This is a genomic window from Pseudomonas sp. ME-P-057 (assembly GCF_030208975.1).
In the GTDB taxonomy this organism is placed as follows: domain Bacteria; phylum Pseudomonadota; class Gammaproteobacteria; order Pseudomonadales; family Pseudomonadaceae; genus Aquipseudomonas; species Aquipseudomonas lutea.
In genome coordinates this window covers 51,878-66,130 of sequence record NZ_JARVSX010000026.1, presented here as the reverse complement: position 1 = coordinate 66,130, position 14,253 = coordinate 51,878, and the positions used below count along the sequence as shown (strand labels likewise).

The window sequence follows — 14,253 nt, the reverse complement described above, 5'->3', positions numbered from 1 at the left end:
CCCCTTATTTCCGGAGACCGGCACCCTTGTAGGAGTGAGCTTGCTCGCGAGGCGGTGTGTCTGGGGTTGCGGTGTTGGCTGATACAACGCCTTCGCGGGCAAGCGCGCTCCTACAGTTGCTCGTCGCCCCTTATTTCAGGAACAACCGCCATTTTGTGGGGGTGAGCTTGCTCGCGAAGCGGCATGTCTGTGGTCGTGGTGGCATAAGATGCGAAGTGTCAGGCCGGGTCAACTTCGCTCTGATGCTCGTTGCCCATCATGTGGCCCAGTTTGCCCGCCTTGGTGGCCAGATAGAGCTTGTTGTGCGGATTGTGGCCGGTATGCAGCGGCACTCGCTCGGCGACGGTGATGCCCATGTCAGTCAGGGCTTTGACCTTGCGCGGGTTGTTGGTCATCAGACGCAGAGACTTTATGCCCAGGTGTTCAAGCATCGGCAGGCAGATGGCGTAATCGCGCTGGTCAGCGGCGAAGCCCAGGCGTTCGTTGGCTTCGACGGTATCAGCGCCACCGTCCTGCAGTTCATAAGCGCGGATCTTGTTCATCAAACCAATACCCCGGCCTTCCTGACGCAAATACAGCAGCACGCCCCTACCTTCTGTGGCAATGGCGCGCAATGCCGCTTCGAGCTGAGAACCGCAGTCGCAACGCTGACTGAACAACGCATCACCGGTCAGGCATTCGGAATGCACACGGCCAAGGACAGGGGCGCCGTCTGCTACATCCCCGAGGGTAAGAACGACATGCTCACGGCCGTTTTCCTGCTCGAGAAAGCCGTTCATCTTGAAAGTGGCAAAAGGCGTAGGCAGCTTGGAAGCCGCGACAAATACGACAGGCACCGTGTGCTCCTGATCAGTATGAGGGCTGGAAATTCGCAACATTGTAACAGCAGGTTCCGGCGGACGCTTAGGCCGAATTACCGACCAATCAGATCAACAAGTTTGATCAGTGGCTCGCACCCGTCCGAGCCTCACCTGCGGACGCATCGAACGGATAGGGATGCTTCCACTTTGCAAATACAGGCCTCAGCTTGCCGCTGCGCACCAGTTCACTCATCCGGGCATCGAACAGATCGCGCAAGGCATGCCCCCGCACCGTATCAGCGAAGCTAAGGTACAAAGGGATGGAAGTCAGGTACGTCAAACGGTAGCGCTGCGGATCGCTGCTTTGAGCAAGAATGAAATCCATCTCCGGCCTGGCATCGATGTACAAGTCGGAGCGACCGTATTCAAGCATCGGCAGGATGTGATCGCGTCGGGCGACTTCGTTGAAGTGCAGCACATTCGGCAGGTAGTGCTGGTATTCGTAGCCGCGCACCCATGCCAGGCGATACTTGGCGAGCGTATTGAGGGAAGGCGCAGGTTTCGATGCCAGACCCAGGCCGTAAATCTCGTCGATGTCGTAATGCCACACCGAGTAAAGCGTACCTTCCACTTCATCCTTGTATGCGGCAATCCAGGCATCGGCTTCGCCCCGCTGTACGAGGCCCACCGCCCGCGTATAGGGCTCGATGCGCTGCTCGACCTTGACGCCGGCCGGCTCAAATATCTCGCGCATCAGTTCCCAGCCCAAGCCGGTGCCGTCGGCTTCGGTGTAGCCAATCCAGTGCTCGCTCACCAGCAGAATATCGGAAGGCTTCTCGTCGGCCGATGCAGGCGTCGCCCCAAATACAGTCGCCGAAGCGGCGAGCATCAGCAGCCCGAGGCTTAACAGAAGACGCGCCACGACACGGTTCATAGGCGGCCTACATCACAGCCCACAGCCAGACCAGCCCCTGCATCGCCAACCAGGCGAAGACGCCGGCTAGAACGTCGTCGAGCATGATGCCGACACCGCCGTGCACGTGTTTGTCGATCCAGTGGATGGGCCAGGGCTTGAGAATGTCGAAAAAGCGGAACACCAGAAAACCCACCAGTAGCCAGACCCAACCCTCGGGCACTAGCCACAAGGTGATCCACATCCCGACCATTTCGTCCCAGACGATGCCTTCGTGGTCGTGAACGCGCAGGTCGTCGGCCACTTTGCCGCATAGCCAGAAGCCGAACAGGATGGTGATGCCGAGGACCAGCCAGTAACCCCAGTCGGGCAGCATTTGCCAGAGCGGAATAAACGGCACAGCGACCATGGAGCCCCAGGTGCCCGGCGCTTTGGGCAGTGTACCGGAGCCGAAACCGAAGGCCAGGAAATGCCACGGATTGGTCCATACGGACGGAGGAACGTTTTCCGCCGGGACCTGATTAGGATGATCTGTCACCGTGTCTCCTGAAAATGTTGATAGCCCCGAGTCAACGGAGTGACGTCTTGCCCGAGTGAATCGATCAGCGCCACACCCTGCCCATCGACCACTCGACCCAGAACGAAGACAGGCCAGCCTGCGGCCTGTAACTCAGCCAGCCATGATGGCGGCAGTGTGAACGCCAGTCTGTAGTCATCGCCCCCACTGAGCCCGGCATTCAACGCCGCGTCATATCCGAAAAAGCTCAGCAGCGCGTCAGACATGGGCACTTTTTCGCGCTCAACGAGCAAGCGTACGCCCGATGCCGTTGCGATATGACCGCAATCGGCGAGCAGCCCGTCGGAGATATCCAGCGCTGCGCTGGCTTTGCCCCGCAGCGCCATTCCCAAACCAAACTGCGGCTGCGGCGACCAGTAACGCGCCAGCAAGGCCTGAGTGGTAGACGCTTCGGTGCTTCGCTGGTTCAACACCAGCGGCAACGCCCCTGCGGCGTCCCCCAGCGGACCTCCCACGCACAGAAGATCGCCTGGCCTGGCGCCGCTTCGGGTCAATGCCTGCCCGACAGGAACAGTGCCGAACACAGTGACAGTAATGCTTAACGGCCCGCGTGTTGTATCGCCACCGATCAGGCGCAAGCCGCAGCTTTGGGCCATTGTGTTCAAACCGCGCGCGAAGGCTTCCAGCCAGTCGGCGGAAACCTGCGGCAGCGTCAGAGCCAGGGTAAATGCGAGGGGGCTGGCGCCCATGGCAGCCAGGTCGCTGGCCGACACGCCGAGTGCGCGCTGGCCAAGCAGGAAGGGATCGCAGACCTCGGGGAAGTGCACCCCCGCGACCAGCGTGTCAGTGGAGATAGCGAGTTGCTCGCCAGTTGCCACCGACAACAGAGCACAGTCATCGCCGATGCCCAAGGCAACGCCCTCGCCTGGCTGCGCACAGGGCGCAGCGGCAAAGTAATTGCGGATCAGCTCGAACTCGCCCATGGCGCAGACGCTCAGGTTCCGGGGAAACCCGGAAACCTTAGCGTTTGTGAGCCTTTACTTCGACTTCACGCAGGCGCGGAGCCAGCTTGTCGAGCACACCGTTGACGAACTTGTGGCCGTCGGTCGAACCGTAGACTTTCGCCAGCTCGATACCTTCGTTGATGACCACGCGGTACGGCACGTCGATGCGCTCCAGCAGCTCCCAGGTCGACAGACGCAATACCGCCAGCTCCACCGGGTCCAGTTCTTCGATGGTCAGATCCAGACACGGCGCCAGCGCCGCGTCGATCTTGTCCAGATTGGCCGGGACGCCGTGCAGAATGTCGTGGAAATAGCTGGCATCGACCGTGGTGAAGTCGTTGTCGACACGAAACTGTGCTTCGATTTCGTTCAGCGCCTGACCCGCCATGTGGCGCTGATACAGCGCCTGGGTCGCCATCTGCCGAGCTGCACGACGCTTCTCGCTTTTAGAGGGCTTGCCAGCGTCTGCCGCACGGGGATCGCGTGGGTTGAACTGATCGCTTTCGTCGTTAATCACTTGGCCTCCAACTGCGCCAACAGGCTGACCATCTCAATAGCGGAAAGGGCTGCTTCAGCGCCTTTGTTGCCCGCCTTGGTGCCGGAGCGCTCGATCGCCTGCTCAATGGAGTCGACCGTCAGCACGCCGAAAGCAACAGGCACGCCGAACTCCATGGACACTTGGGACAGGCCCTTGGTGCATTCGCCAGCGACGTATTCGAAGTGCGGGGTGCCGCCACGAATGACGGCGCCAAGCGCGATAATGGCGGCGAATTCGCTTCGTTGAGCGACCTTCTGCACAACCAGCGGGATTTCGAACGCGCCCGGTGCGCGGATGATAGTGATGTCGCTCTCGCTCACGCCATGGCGAACCAGGGCATCAACGGCACCGCTCACCAGGCTTTCGACGACGAAGCTGTTGAAGCGGCCAACCACCAGGGCATAGCGGCCTTGGGGGGCGATGAAGGTACCTTCGATGGTCTTCAGGGTCATTCGGCTGAGTCTCGTGTTCTCGTATTAAAGAGCATGAAAGCGCGCATCAGTGCGCGCTCTCAGGGATTTTAGGCCACGAATCGGGGGACCGCAGGGGCAAGAACCACCCACAGCTGAGCGCTGTCGGGGCCTGTCGCCTGCCGGTCTTTATTCGGAGGGCACGTATTCTACAACTTCCAGATCGAAACCGGATATCGCATTGAACTTCATTGGTGAACTCATCAGGCGCATTTTACGCACGCCGAGGTCACGAAGGATCTGCGAACCGGCCCCGACCGTGCTGTAAGTGGTCGGCGTCTTGATGGGCGTGCCGCCCGCAGTCTCACGCACATGGGCCAGCACTGTGTCGCCGTCGAGGGGATGCCCCAGCAACAGCACCACGCCGCTTCCAGCCTCGGCCACGGTGGTCATGGCTGCGCGCAGGCTCCAGCGGCCGGGCTGCTTGACCATCAACAGGTCGCGCAGCGGGTCCATGTTATGGACGCGAACCAGCGTGGCTTCTTCTGCGCAAATTCTGCCCAGCGTCAGCGCCAGATGCACGTCGCCTTCAACGGAATCACGGTAGGTCACCAGATTGAACTGGCCCAATTCGCTGTCGAGCGGCTGCTCGGCAATCCGCTGAACGGTACGCTCGTGGATCATCCGGTAATGAATGAGGTCGGCGATGGTGCCGATCTTGATGTTGTGCTCGGCGGCGAAGGCTTCCAGCTCCGTGCGGCGGGACATGGTGCCATCGTCATTCATGACTTCGCAGATCACGCCCGTGGGTTCGAAACCGGCCATGCGCGCCAGGTCACAGGCCGCTTCGGTGTGACCGGCGCGGGACAGTGTGCCGCCCGCCTGCGCCATCAGCGGGAAGATGTGCCCCGGGCTGACGATGTCTTCGGCTCTGGCGCCTTTCGCCGCAGCGGCCTGCACGGTGCGCGCGCGGTCGGCGGCGGAAATACCGGTGGTCACGCCCTCGGCGGCTTCGATGGACACTGTGAACTTGGTGCCGAAGCCGGAGCCATTACGCGGCGCCATGAGCGGCAATTTCAGAGTCTCGCAGCGCTCACGGGTCATTGGCATGCAGATCAGGCCGCGCGCGTAACGGGCCATGAAGTTGATGTGCTCGGCCTTGACGCACTCGGAGGCCATGATGAGATCGCCTTCGTTTTCGCGGTCTTCGTCATCCATGAGGATGACCATCTTGCCTTGGCGAATGTCTTCAACCAGTTCTTCGATGCTGTTGAGCGCCACGCGGCACCCCCTTCAATTCAGGATTTGAGGTAGCCGTTGGAGGCCAGAAAGCTTTCAGTGATGCCGCCGCCCTGAGCTGGCGTCGGATCGGCGGCCTTGTCACCGAGCAGCAGACGCTCGAGGTAACGTGCCAGCAGGTCGACTTCCAGGTTGATCTTCCGGCCCGGGCGGTAGTCGCCCATGATGGTTTCGGCCAGCGTGTGCGGGACGATGGTCAGCTCGAACTCGGCGCCATTGACCGCGTTTACGGTCAGGCTGGTGCCGTCGATGGTAATCGAGCCCTTGTGCGAAATGTACTTGGCCAGTTCGCGGGGGGCGCGCATGCGGAACTGGATCGCACGGGCGTTCTCTTCCCGCGACAACACTTCGCCGACACCATCAACGTGACCACTGACCAGGTGCCCACCCAGGCGGGTGGTCGGCGTCAGGGCCTTTTCGAGATTGACGCGGCTGCCGGTTTTGAGATCGACAAAGGCGGTGACGTTCAGCGTCTCGCGGCTGACATCCGCCCAGAAGCCGTCGCCAGGCAGGTCAACGGCAGTCAGGCAGACGCCGTTGACCGCGATGCTGTCGCCCAGTTTGACGTCGGAAAGGTCGAGCTTGCCGGTCTCTACGTAAACGCGGACATCGCCGCCTTTCGGAGTAATGGCGCGGATGCTGCCGATGGATTCAATGATGCCGGTAAACATGGGTGCTCCTGGAAAACAGGGCCAGCGCAGGGCGCGAAAGCCGAAATTATACGCCGGGGTGCGGCGCGGGTATCGCAATGACTCGCCAGTCATCACCCACGGCGCGCATTTCGATGATCTTGAGTTCGAGCGCCTCGCTCATCTGCGCGAGCGGCAGGTCCAGCAACGGCCGCGCCGAGGAGCCCATGAACTTGCCCGCCACAAAGAGCTGGAATTCATCCACCAGGCCCAGCCGGGTAAAAGCGCCAGCCAGTTTGGGCCCGGCCTCGACCAGCACATCATTGACGCCACGTGCGGCCAGTTCGGTCAGCAGTTTGCGCAAATCGACGTGACCGCCGCTGCTGGCCAGTGCCAGCATTTCATGGCCTTCGTCGTGATAGCGACCGCGCGCCGAGGCTGCTGCGCAGGTTGCCACCAGTGCACTGCCCGCTTTGAAGAACGGTCCGTCAAGTGGCACGCGCAAGCGACCGTCGATGAGCACGCGCAGCGGCGGCCGGGTCGAGGCTAGTGCGGTCAGCTCAGCGTTGAGGCCCAGTTCATCCGGGCGAACGGTGAGCCGGGCGTTGTCGGCCAGCACGGTGTCGGCGCCGGTCAGCACCACGCTCGATTGCGCGCGCAGGCGCTGCACAGCCGAGCGAGCCTGGGGGCCGGTGATCCACTGACTTTCGCCGCTGGCCATCGCCGTCCTTCCGTCCAGGCTCATCGCCAGCTTGACCCGCACATACGGCAGGCCGTGTTCCATGCGCTTGAGAAAGCCCTTGTTCAGCGCTCGCGCCTCGCCTTCGAGTACGCCGCTCTGCACCGCAATGCCAGCGTTCATCAGTCGCAACAGGCCGCGACCGGCGACATCGGGATTGGGGTCTTGCATGGCCGCGACCACACGCGCTACGCCTGCATTGACCAACGCATCGGCGCACGGCGGCGTGCGCCCGTGATGACTACAGGGTTCGAGGGTGACATAAGCGGTACCGTCTTTGGCCTTGTCGCCCGCCTGACGCAACGCGTGCACCTCGGCGTGGGGCTCACCGGCGCGCACGTGCCAGCCTTCGCCGACAATCGCGCCGTCCTTGACGATCACGCAGCCCACACGCGGATTGGGATGGGTCGAGTAGACGCCCTTGCGCGCCAGCTCCAGCGCCCGCGCCATATAGGCAGCGTCCAGCACGCTTTGCTCTGTGGAGGTCATGCTCACTCTTTAGCCGGCTCGCGTGCCAGTCGGTCGATTTCTTCGCGGAATTCGTTGAGATCCTGAAACCGCCGGTAAACAGAAGCAAAGCGGATGTAAGCCACTTCGTCGAGTTTCTGCAGTTCGCCCATGACCAGCTCACCGACGATCAGCGATTTCACTTCGCGTTCGCCGGTCGCTCGCAGCTTGCTTTTGATGTGGGCCAGAGCAGCTTCCAGACGCTCGACACTGACCGGGCGTTTTTCCAGTGCGCGCTGCATGCCCGCGCGCAGCTTCTCTTCGTCGAAGGGCTGGCGACTGCCGTCCTGCTTGATTAACCGGGGCAAAACCAGCTCAGCGGTTTCGAACGTGGTGAAGCGTTCACCGCAGGCGACGCATTCACGGCGGCGGCGAACCTGGTCGCCTTCGGCAACGAGGCGCGAGTCAATGACTTTGGTGTCGTTGGCACCGCAAAAGGGACAGTGCATGGTGGCAGGCAACAAAAAAAGGGAGGGCCATGGTAGCGCATCTCGCCGGCAAGACAAGTCTCGGGGTTTGAGGTATATAGACGCGCATCCGATGCGGTGAAACCCGCCACACTCGGCGATACTGCGCGTTGCCGTGCATACCTCGCCCGCATTCTGCTTTTGTCTGGAGCTGTTCATGACGCTACGTACGCTTGCTGTAATCAGCCTTATGGGCCTGCTCGCCGCCTGCAGCACGGCCGAGGCGCCAAAACCTGCAACACCTGCCAAACCGGCGCCCAACGCTATTAAATTGCCGGACGGCCCAGGCCCGTTGCAGCCCTTCCAGCGCGAATTAAGCGGTCAGTTGCTGGGCGTGCCGGCGGGCGCCGAAGTCGAGCTGGCCTTGCTGGTGATCGATGACCGCAATCGCCCGCAAAAACTGCTGAGCAGTACCAAGCTGATGGGTAACAACCAGTCGCTGCCGTTCCAGCTGCGCTTCAATCCGGAAGCATTCCCGGTGGGTGCCCGTGTTGAGCTGCGTGGCCGCGCCAGCCAATCAGGGCAGTTGATTCTGCACCTGCCTTCGGTCCTGATCGCTCAACCCACCACACAGGCGCTGGGCCAGCTGCAATTCGCTCCTGCGCCGTGACCGCCCCGCATCAATTACAAGCCGCACTGAGCGAGCTGCTGGGCGACGCGCAACTGGTCGCCGAGCCGCTGCCCGGCACGGACCTGAGGTTATGGCTGATCGACGCGAACAATATGGACCGTGCCTTCAGCCCCGAGGAAACCCGGCGCATTCTCGAAGACCCGCCCTATTGGAGTTTCTGTTGGGCGAGCGGCCTGGCACTGGCGCGGTTCCTCGCCGAGCAGCCGCAGTGGGTTAAAGGCAAACGAATTCTGGATTTCGGCGCGGGTTCCGGTGTTGCAGGCATTGCGGCGATGAAAGCCGGCGCCCTTGAAGTGGTCGCCTGTGATCTTGATCCCGTGGCCATTCAGGCCTGCCGGGCCAATGCTGAGCTGAATGGCGTGACCCTGCAGTATTCGAACGACTTCTTTGCCGAGGAAGACCGCTTTGATCTGATCCTGGTCGCCGACGTGCTATACGACCGCGCCAATCTGCCTTTGCTGGATCAGTTTCTCAGTCGTGGGAAACAGGCGTTGGTGGCCGACTCCCGCGTTCGGGATTTTCAGCATCCTCTGTATAGACGCCTGGGCATTCTTGAAGCGCTGACGCTGCCGGATCTGGCAGAGCCTTGGGAGTTTCGCAAGGTGAGCCTTTATCACGCGCAGCGGCCCCTTATCGAATAAGCCGGTTCTACGACGACTTCGTCGCCGATCGCGGGCAAGCGCGCTCCTGCATTTGAGGCAGGGCATCAAGCCTGCTTTCGACATTCCCCCCAGCCCTTTATAGTTCGCGCCATCAAGCCTTTTTTTCGAGACTAGCGATGAGCCAGGACACGCCGTACATCTTCGATGCGACCACTGCCACTTTCGATCAGATGGTCATCGAGAATTCGTTTCACAAACCCGTGCTGGTGGATTTCTGGGCCGAGTGGTGCGCGCCATGCAAGGTGCTGATGCCGCTGCTGCAACAGATCGCCGAGAGTTATCAGGGCGAATTATTGCTGGCCAAGGTCGACTGCGACGCCGAGCAGGACATCGTTGCGCGCTTTGGCATTCGCAGCCTGCCGACCGTCGTGCTGTTCAAGGACGGGCAGCCGGTCGATGGTTTCGCCGGCGCCCAACCTGAATCACAAATTCGGGCGCTGCTCGAGCCTCATGTGCAGATGCCGCCTCCCGCCGCAGCCGATCCTCTGGAAACGGCTCAAGCGATGTTTGCCGAAAGCCATTTTGCGGAAGCCGAAGCCGTACTGCAGACGATTCTTGCCGAGGACAACACCAACGCGGCCGCGCTGATTCTGTACGCGCGCTGCCTGGCCGAGCGTGGCGAGCTCACGGAAGCGCGCACCGTGCTCGACGCGGTCAAGGGTGATGATCACAAGGCTGCGCTGGCCGGCGCGAAGGCTCAGTTGACCTTCCTGGCTGAAGCCGCAGCGCTGCCTGACGTCGCGGACCTTAAATCGCGTCTGGCGCAGAACCCGCAGGACGACGAAGCCGCCCACCAGTTAGCGATACAGCAACTGTCCCGTCAGCAATACGAAGCGGCGCTGGAAGGGTTGCTCAAGCTGTTCATCCGCAACCGCAGCTACAACGAAGGCCAGCCGCACAAGACGCTGCTGCAGGTGTTTGACCTGCTGGGCAACGACCATCCGCTGGTGACCACCTATCGCCGCCGGTTGTTTGCGGCGCTCTACTGACAGCGTCAAACCCTGTGGGTGACAGCTTGCTCGCGAAGGCCGTGTGTCAGGCTCGAACATGTTTTGGGACTACCGCCTTCGCGAGCAAGCTCGCCCCCACATGGCCAGGTTGTCGATCGGTAGAGGCGTGACGAGGCAGAGCCATGTCACTCGATCCAGTGGTAGACCGGCGTGTCGCCCTGGCTCTCAACCTTCACGCTGGCGCTGTGGCGCATGCGTACCATCAGGCGCTTGCCCGCAGCGGTGCTGCCAGACAAACCTTCGAGCTGACCGAGCAAGTCAGGCCCGGTCATCTGGCCCGCTTTGCGCAGCAGTTCCTGAGCGATGTCCCAAATGGCGTCGTTTCGGCTGGCGGCAGGCTTGGCAGAGATGTCACCTTGCGGCACAGGGTCCTGCACTTGAATACCCAAGTGGCTTCCCAACCGGGCCCAGTCGGACTCATCCATTTCCACAGTCAGGTCCACCGGCAGGTCGCCAACGGTTCCACGGATTCGCAGCATGAGGTGTGTCCTCTGATAGAGCGGACCGGCATGGTCCCACAGGATGTGAGGAGCCGCACGCGATCCCGCCACCACGAATCTCCGTTGTAGGGGCGCGCTTGCCCCCGATTGCTCCTGTTCGTACGACGTAATTGCTTCAGGCGTACCGAGATCGCAAGCAAGCACGCGCCTGCAAAAGGCTGGGGAAAACTCGGCGCAAGAAGCTGCACGGAAAAAGTTAAGAAACCTCGCAATACATTGTTATAAGATCACATAACAAATTTCAGACCTATCTCCGGAGCCCTTCCCATGCGTCGTTTGCTACTCGCCCTGCCCTTTGCCTTGCTGCCCCTCGCCATCGCCCACGCCGCGGACGAACATGACCACGATCATGAGCACGGCAGCCTTGGCGCACATGTGCATGGCGTCGCGCGGCTGGACATGGCGCTGGACGGCCGGACACTGGAGCTGGAACTGGACACGCCAGCGATGAACATCGTCGGTTTTGAACATGCGGCAACGACTGACGCGGACAAAATGACCCTGGCGCTGGCCAAGGAAACCCTGCTCAAGCCCCATGCCCTGTTCAGCATCCCCGAAGCGGCTGGATGCACCGTCACCAAACAGCGTGTTGAAAGCACGTTGTTCGGCGACAAGGACGACGATGACCATGACCATGACCACGCCGATGGCGACGCTGCCGAACACGAGCACAGCGAAATTCACGGCCACTATCAGTTCACCTGCAGCGTGCCGACGGTTATCAACAAGCTTGACCTGACGCAGCTGTTCAAGAGTTTCCCCGCCACCCAGACCATTCAAGTACAACTGGTGACACCAAAACGGCAGATGGGCGCCGAAGTGCGTCCGAGCAATCCGGTGGTCAAATTCTAACCAGCCCGGCTTATTCGGCGGCCGGGCCTCCCGGCCGATCACTTTTCAGACGCACGTGTGGTCATGACTCAAGCTCTTATTGAATTGTCCGAACTCGGTTTCAGTTGGCCGGGGCATCCGCAACTGCTGGACATCCCAACTTTTCGTCTGGAGGCCGGCGAAACGTTATTCCTCAAAGGCCCAAGTGGCAGCGGCAAAACCACGCTGCTGGGATTGTTGGGCGGTGTGCAACGCCCCAGCCGTGGCAGCGTTCGTTTACTAGGCGAGGAACTGACCCAGCTGGCGGCCGGCGCTCGCGATCGCTTTCGCGTCGATCACACCGGTTACATCTTCCAGCAGTTCAATTTGCTGCCGTTCCTGTCGGTGCGCGAGAACGTTGAGCTGCCCTGCCGTTTTTCCAGGTTGCGCACGCAACGGGCGACGCAGCGCCATGGCAGCGTGGATAAGGCCGCTGAGACGTTGCTCGCTCATTTGGGTTTGAAGGACGCGGGCCTGCTCAACCGACGCGCCGACTCGCTGTCCATCGGCCAGCAGCAACGCGTCGCCGCTGCCCGCGCCCTGATCGGCCAGCCGGAACTGGTCATCGCCGACGAACCGACATCGGCGCTGGATGCTGACACTCGCGAAGCGTTCATCCAGCTGCTGTTCGCCGAATGCCGCGACGCCGGCGCCAGCCTGTTATTTGTCAGCCATGATCAAAGCCTGGCACCGCTGTTCGACCGTCACCTGTCACTGGCCGACCTTAATCGCGCCGCCGTCGCTGCAGAGGTTTGAGATGTATCTTCTTCGCCTGGCGCTCGCCAGTCTCGCCAACCGCCGCTTCACCGCGTTCCTGACCGCCTTCGCCATCGCCCTGTCTGTCTGCCTGCTGCTGGCGGTCGAACGCGTGCGCACCGAAGCCCGTGCCAGCTTTGCCAGCACCATCAGCGGGACCGACCTGATCGTGGGTGCGCGCTCCGGCTCGGTCAATTTGCTGCTGTACTCGGTGTTCCGCATCGGCAACGCCACCAACAACATTCGCTGGGACAGCTTCGAGCACTTCGCCAACAGCAAGCAGGTGAAATGGGCCATCCCGATCTCGCTCGGTGACAGCCATCGTGGTTATCGGGTCATGGGCACCAACGAATCGTATTTCGAGCACTACCAGTACGGCCGGCAGCAGCATCTGGAGCTGGCGGACGGCCGAGCGTTCGCCACCGACCCGTTCGAAGTCGTGCTGGGCGCCGAGGTGGCTGACGCGCTGCATTACAAACTGGGGGACAAGCTGGTGCTGGCCCACGGCGTTGCGACGGTGAGCCTGGTCAAGCACGACGACAAACCCTTCACCGTTGTGGGCATTTTGAAACGCACCGGCACCCCGGTTGATCGCACGCTGCACATCAGCCTGGGCGGCATGGAGGCCATTCACATCGACTGGCATAACGGCGTGCCCGCGCAAGGGGCCGGGCGTATCAGCGCCGATCAGGCGCGCAATATGGACCTCACGCCCACCGCCATCACCGCGTTCATGCTCGGGCTGAACAGCAAGATTGCGACGTTCGCGGTGCAGCGCGATATCAATGAATTTCGCGGCGAGCCCATGCTGGCGATTTTGCCAGGCGTCGCATTGCAGGAGCTGTGGAGCCTGATGGGCACGGCCGAAAAAGCCCTGTTCGTGATCTCCTTGTTCGTCGTGCTCACCGGATTGATCGGCATGCTAACGGCGATTCTGACCAGCTTGAACGAGCGGCGCCGGGAGATGGCCATTCTGCGCTCGGTAGGCGCGCGGCCTTGGCATATTGCCAGCCTGTTGGTGCTGGAAGCGTTTGCGCTGGCGCTGGCGGGCTCGGTCTGCGGGCTGGCGCTGCTTTACATCGGCATCGCGTCCGCGCAGGGTTATGTCCAGGCGAACTACGGACTGTATTTGCCGTTGTCACTGCCCAGCGCGTACGAGTGGACGTTGCTGGCGGGTATTCTGTGCGCCGCGTTGTTGATGGGGACCGTCCCGGCATGGCGTGCCTACCGTCAGTCGCTGGCGGACGGGTTGTCGATTCGTTTATGAGGGCGTGGTAATGCGAGTGGGTTGGATGCTGCTGTTGATGCTCGTCGCAGCGCCGCTGTGGGCACAGGATCTGCGCGTGCTGACCTGGCAGGAAATGATCCCGCCCGACGCCCCGCCGGTGAAGCTGATCACGGCACCCATTCATAATTTGTCGAGCATGGCGGACACGTTGTCAGTCGAATCGGCGCCCGCCGCGCATCAACTCGCACCCCATGCGCCGGTGGTCAAATCGCTGGACGGCCTACAGGTGCGGCTGCCGGGGTACATCGTGCCGCTGGAAGTCAGCGAAGAAGGCCGGGTGACGGAGTTTTTGCTTGTGCCGTATTTCGGCGCATGCATTCACGTCCCACCGCCGCCGCCGAACCAGATCGTTCACGTGACCAGCGAACTGGGAGTCAAGGTGGATGAGCTCTATCAGCCGTACTGGATCGAAGGCCCGATGCAAGTCAAGGCGTCCACCAGCGAACTGGCTGATGCGGGGTATCAGATGGAGGCGGACAAGATTCTGGTGTACGAAATGCCGGATGAGCAGTGAGCACTGATCCCATACACCGATGAGCTCGATTGGACGCGGAACTGCAGGATCCGGCTTGCTGGCGCACCCGGCAGGTCGGCCGATGCTGCAGCGTCTGAGCTGATGCGTTCGCCAGCAAGCCGGCTCCTACAGTGAATCGCTGTTCATCGCTAATTCCAAGGGCCTGCCGTATAGGACCAGTGCATCACTCAAGCCCCCA

The 14,253-nt window shown here is 61.5% G+C and carries 18 protein-coding genes; 7 read left to right on the top strand and 11 right to left on the bottom strand.

What is annotated here, in order from left to right:
• Positions 1–218: 218 nt before the first annotated feature.
• From ribA to nrdR, 10 genes are all read right to left on the bottom strand, one after another.
• Positions 219–836 (bottom strand): GTP cyclohydrolase II, encoded by a 618-nt coding sequence (ribA, locus tag QRN48_RS14760; RefSeq protein WP_037017819.1) that lies wholly within the window; start codon positions 834–836, stop codon positions 219–221.
• Positions 837–942: 106 nt separating this feature from the next.
• A complete protein-coding gene (locus tag QRN48_RS14755) occupies positions 943–1,689 on the bottom strand; it encodes a substrate-binding periplasmic protein (RefSeq protein WP_285351412.1) in 747 nt (248 codons plus the stop codon).
• 52 nt (positions 1,690–1,741) lie between these two features.
• Positions 1,742–2,251: a phosphatidylglycerophosphatase A family protein gene (locus QRN48_RS14750; RefSeq protein WP_037017816.1), complete on the bottom strand. Its 510-nt coding sequence runs from the start codon at positions 2,249–2,251 to the stop codon at positions 1,742–1,744.
• Positions 2,248–3,213, bottom strand: a complete 966-nt coding sequence (gene thiL, locus QRN48_RS14745; protein WP_285351353.1) for a thiamine-phosphate kinase — start codon at positions 3,211–3,213, stop codon at positions 2,248–2,250. The genes QRN48_RS14750 and thiL overlap by 4 nt, the downstream gene beginning before the upstream one ends.
• A gap of 37 nt (positions 3,214–3,250) precedes the next feature.
• Positions 3,251–3,751, bottom strand: a complete 501-nt coding sequence (gene nusB / locus QRN48_RS14740; RefSeq protein WP_037017811.1) for a transcription antitermination factor NusB — start codon at positions 3,749–3,751, stop codon at positions 3,251–3,253.
• The gene (ribH, locus tag QRN48_RS14735) at positions 3,748–4,224 is read right to left on the bottom strand and encodes a 6,7-dimethyl-8-ribityllumazine synthase (RefSeq protein WP_037017809.1); all 477 of its coding nucleotides are present in this window, start codon (positions 4,222–4,224) and stop codon (positions 3,748–3,750) included. The genes nusB and ribH overlap by 4 nt, the downstream gene beginning before the upstream one ends.
• Before the next feature lie 147 nt (positions 4,225–4,371).
• On the bottom strand, positions 4,372–5,463 hold the full coding sequence (ribBA, locus tag QRN48_RS14730) for a bifunctional 3,4-dihydroxy-2-butanone-4-phosphate synthase/GTP cyclohydrolase II (RefSeq protein ID WP_037017807.1): 1,092 nt from the start codon (positions 5,461–5,463) through the stop codon (positions 4,372–4,374).
• Positions 5,464–5,480: 17 nt separating this feature from the next.
• A complete protein-coding gene (locus QRN48_RS14725) occupies positions 5,481–6,152 on the bottom strand; it encodes a riboflavin synthase (RefSeq protein ID WP_037017805.1) in 672 nt (223 codons plus the stop codon).
• Between the two features lie 46 nt (positions 6,153–6,198).
• Positions 6,199–7,338, bottom strand: coding sequence for a bifunctional diaminohydroxyphosphoribosylaminopyrimidine deaminase/5-amino-6-(5-phosphoribosylamino)uracil reductase RibD (gene ribD / locus QRN48_RS14720; protein ID WP_191945620.1), 1,140 nt, complete (start codon positions 7,336–7,338; stop codon positions 6,199–6,201).
• A gap of 2 nt (positions 7,339–7,340) precedes the next feature.
• The gene (gene nrdR, locus QRN48_RS14715) at positions 7,341–7,805 is read right to left on the bottom strand and encodes a transcriptional regulator NrdR (protein WP_037017800.1); all 465 of its coding nucleotides are present in this window, start codon (positions 7,803–7,805) and stop codon (positions 7,341–7,343) included.
• 175 nt (positions 7,806–7,980) lie between these two features.
• Between nrdR and QRN48_RS14710 the strand changes: the two genes are divergently transcribed.
• The 3 genes from QRN48_RS14710 (at position 7,981) to trxA (ending at position 10,105) form a co-directional block, all read left to right on the top strand.
• Positions 7,981–8,433, top strand: a complete 453-nt coding sequence (locus QRN48_RS14710) for a YbaY family lipoprotein (RefSeq protein WP_037017798.1) — start codon at positions 7,981–7,983, stop codon at positions 8,431–8,433.
• A complete protein-coding gene (locus QRN48_RS14705; protein ID WP_191945619.1) occupies positions 8,430–9,095 on the top strand; it encodes a class I SAM-dependent methyltransferase in 666 nt (221 codons plus the stop codon). Before QRN48_RS14710 ends, QRN48_RS14705 begins: the two co-directional genes overlap by 4 nt.
• Positions 9,096–9,232: 137 nt before the next feature.
• Complete coding sequence (trxA, locus tag QRN48_RS14700) at positions 9,233–10,105, top strand: thioredoxin (protein ID WP_037017791.1); 873 nt, start codon at positions 9,233–9,235, stop codon at positions 10,103–10,105.
• 146 nt (positions 10,106–10,251) lie between these two features.
• Here trxA and QRN48_RS14695 read toward each other — a convergent pair whose 3' ends face one another.
• On the bottom strand, positions 10,252–10,605 hold the full coding sequence (locus tag QRN48_RS14695; RefSeq protein WP_191945618.1) for a hypothetical protein: 354 nt from the start codon (positions 10,603–10,605) through the stop codon (positions 10,252–10,254).
• 288 nt (positions 10,606–10,893) lie between these two features.
• On the opposite strand from QRN48_RS14695, the gene QRN48_RS14690 reads away from it, so the two are divergent.
• The 4 genes from QRN48_RS14690 (at position 10,894) to QRN48_RS14675 (ending at position 14,054) form a co-directional block, all read left to right on the top strand.
• Positions 10,894–11,478 carry a DUF2796 domain-containing protein gene (locus tag QRN48_RS14690; protein WP_285351347.1) on the top strand — a complete coding sequence of 195 codons (585 nt, stop codon included), beginning with the start codon at positions 10,894–10,896 and terminating at the stop codon, positions 11,476–11,478.
• A 63-nt stretch (positions 11,479–11,541) separates the two neighbouring features.
• Positions 11,542–12,252 (top strand): ABC transporter ATP-binding protein, encoded by a 711-nt coding sequence (locus QRN48_RS14685; RefSeq protein ID WP_285351346.1) that lies wholly within the window; start codon positions 11,542–11,544, stop codon positions 12,250–12,252.
• Position 12,253: 1 nt separating this feature from the next.
• Positions 12,254–13,519, top strand: coding sequence for an ABC transporter permease (locus QRN48_RS14680; protein ID WP_037017780.1), 1,266 nt, complete (start codon positions 12,254–12,256; stop codon positions 13,517–13,519).
• Positions 13,520–13,529: 10 nt separating this feature from the next.
• Positions 13,530–14,054 (top strand): DUF3299 domain-containing protein, encoded by a 525-nt coding sequence (locus tag QRN48_RS14675; protein WP_285351343.1) that lies wholly within the window; start codon positions 13,530–13,532, stop codon positions 14,052–14,054.
• Positions 14,055–14,253: the final 199 nt, after the last annotated feature.

Bases quoted from the DNA above. Each gene is read 5' to 3' on its own strand.
- QRN48_RS14755 (WP_285351412.1), bottom strand. From the start codon at position 1,689: ATGCTCGCCGCTTCGGCGACTGTATTTGGGGCGACGCCTGCATCGGCC.
- thiL (WP_285351353.1), bottom strand. From the start codon at position 3,213: ATGGGCGAGTTCGAGCTGATCCGCAATTACTTTGCCGCTGCGCCCTGT.
- ribH (WP_037017809.1), bottom strand. From the start codon at position 4,224: ATGACCCTGAAGACCATCGAAGGTACCTTCATCGCCCCCCAAGGCCGC.
- QRN48_RS14725 (WP_037017805.1), bottom strand. From the start codon at position 6,152: ATGTTTACCGGCATCATTGAATCCATCGGCAGCATCCGCGCCATTACT.
- ribD (WP_191945620.1), bottom strand. From the start codon at position 7,338: ATGACCTCCACAGAGCAAAGCGTGCTGGACGCTGCCTATATGGCGCGG.
- nrdR (WP_037017800.1), bottom strand. From the start codon at position 7,805: ATGCACTGTCCCTTTTGCGGTGCCAACGACACCAAAGTCATTGACTCG.
- QRN48_RS14710 (WP_037017798.1), top strand. From the start codon at position 7,981: ATGACGCTACGTACGCTTGCTGTAATCAGCCTTATGGGCCTGCTCGCC.
- trxA (WP_037017791.1), top strand. From the start codon at position 9,233: ATGAGCCAGGACACGCCGTACATCTTCGATGCGACCACTGCCACTTTC.
- QRN48_RS14695 (WP_191945618.1), bottom strand. From the start codon at position 10,605: ATGCTGCGAATCCGTGGAACCGTTGGCGACCTGCCGGTGGACCTGACT.
- QRN48_RS14690 (WP_285351347.1), top strand. From the start codon at position 10,894: ATGCGTCGTTTGCTACTCGCCCTGCCCTTTGCCTTGCTGCCCCTCGCC.
- QRN48_RS14685 (WP_285351346.1), top strand. From the start codon at position 11,542: ATGACTCAAGCTCTTATTGAATTGTCCGAACTCGGTTTCAGTTGGCCG.
- QRN48_RS14680 (WP_037017780.1), top strand. From the start codon at position 12,254: ATGTATCTTCTTCGCCTGGCGCTCGCCAGTCTCGCCAACCGCCGCTTC.
- QRN48_RS14675 (WP_285351343.1), top strand. From the start codon at position 13,530: ATGCGAGTGGGTTGGATGCTGCTGTTGATGCTCGTCGCAGCGCCGCTG.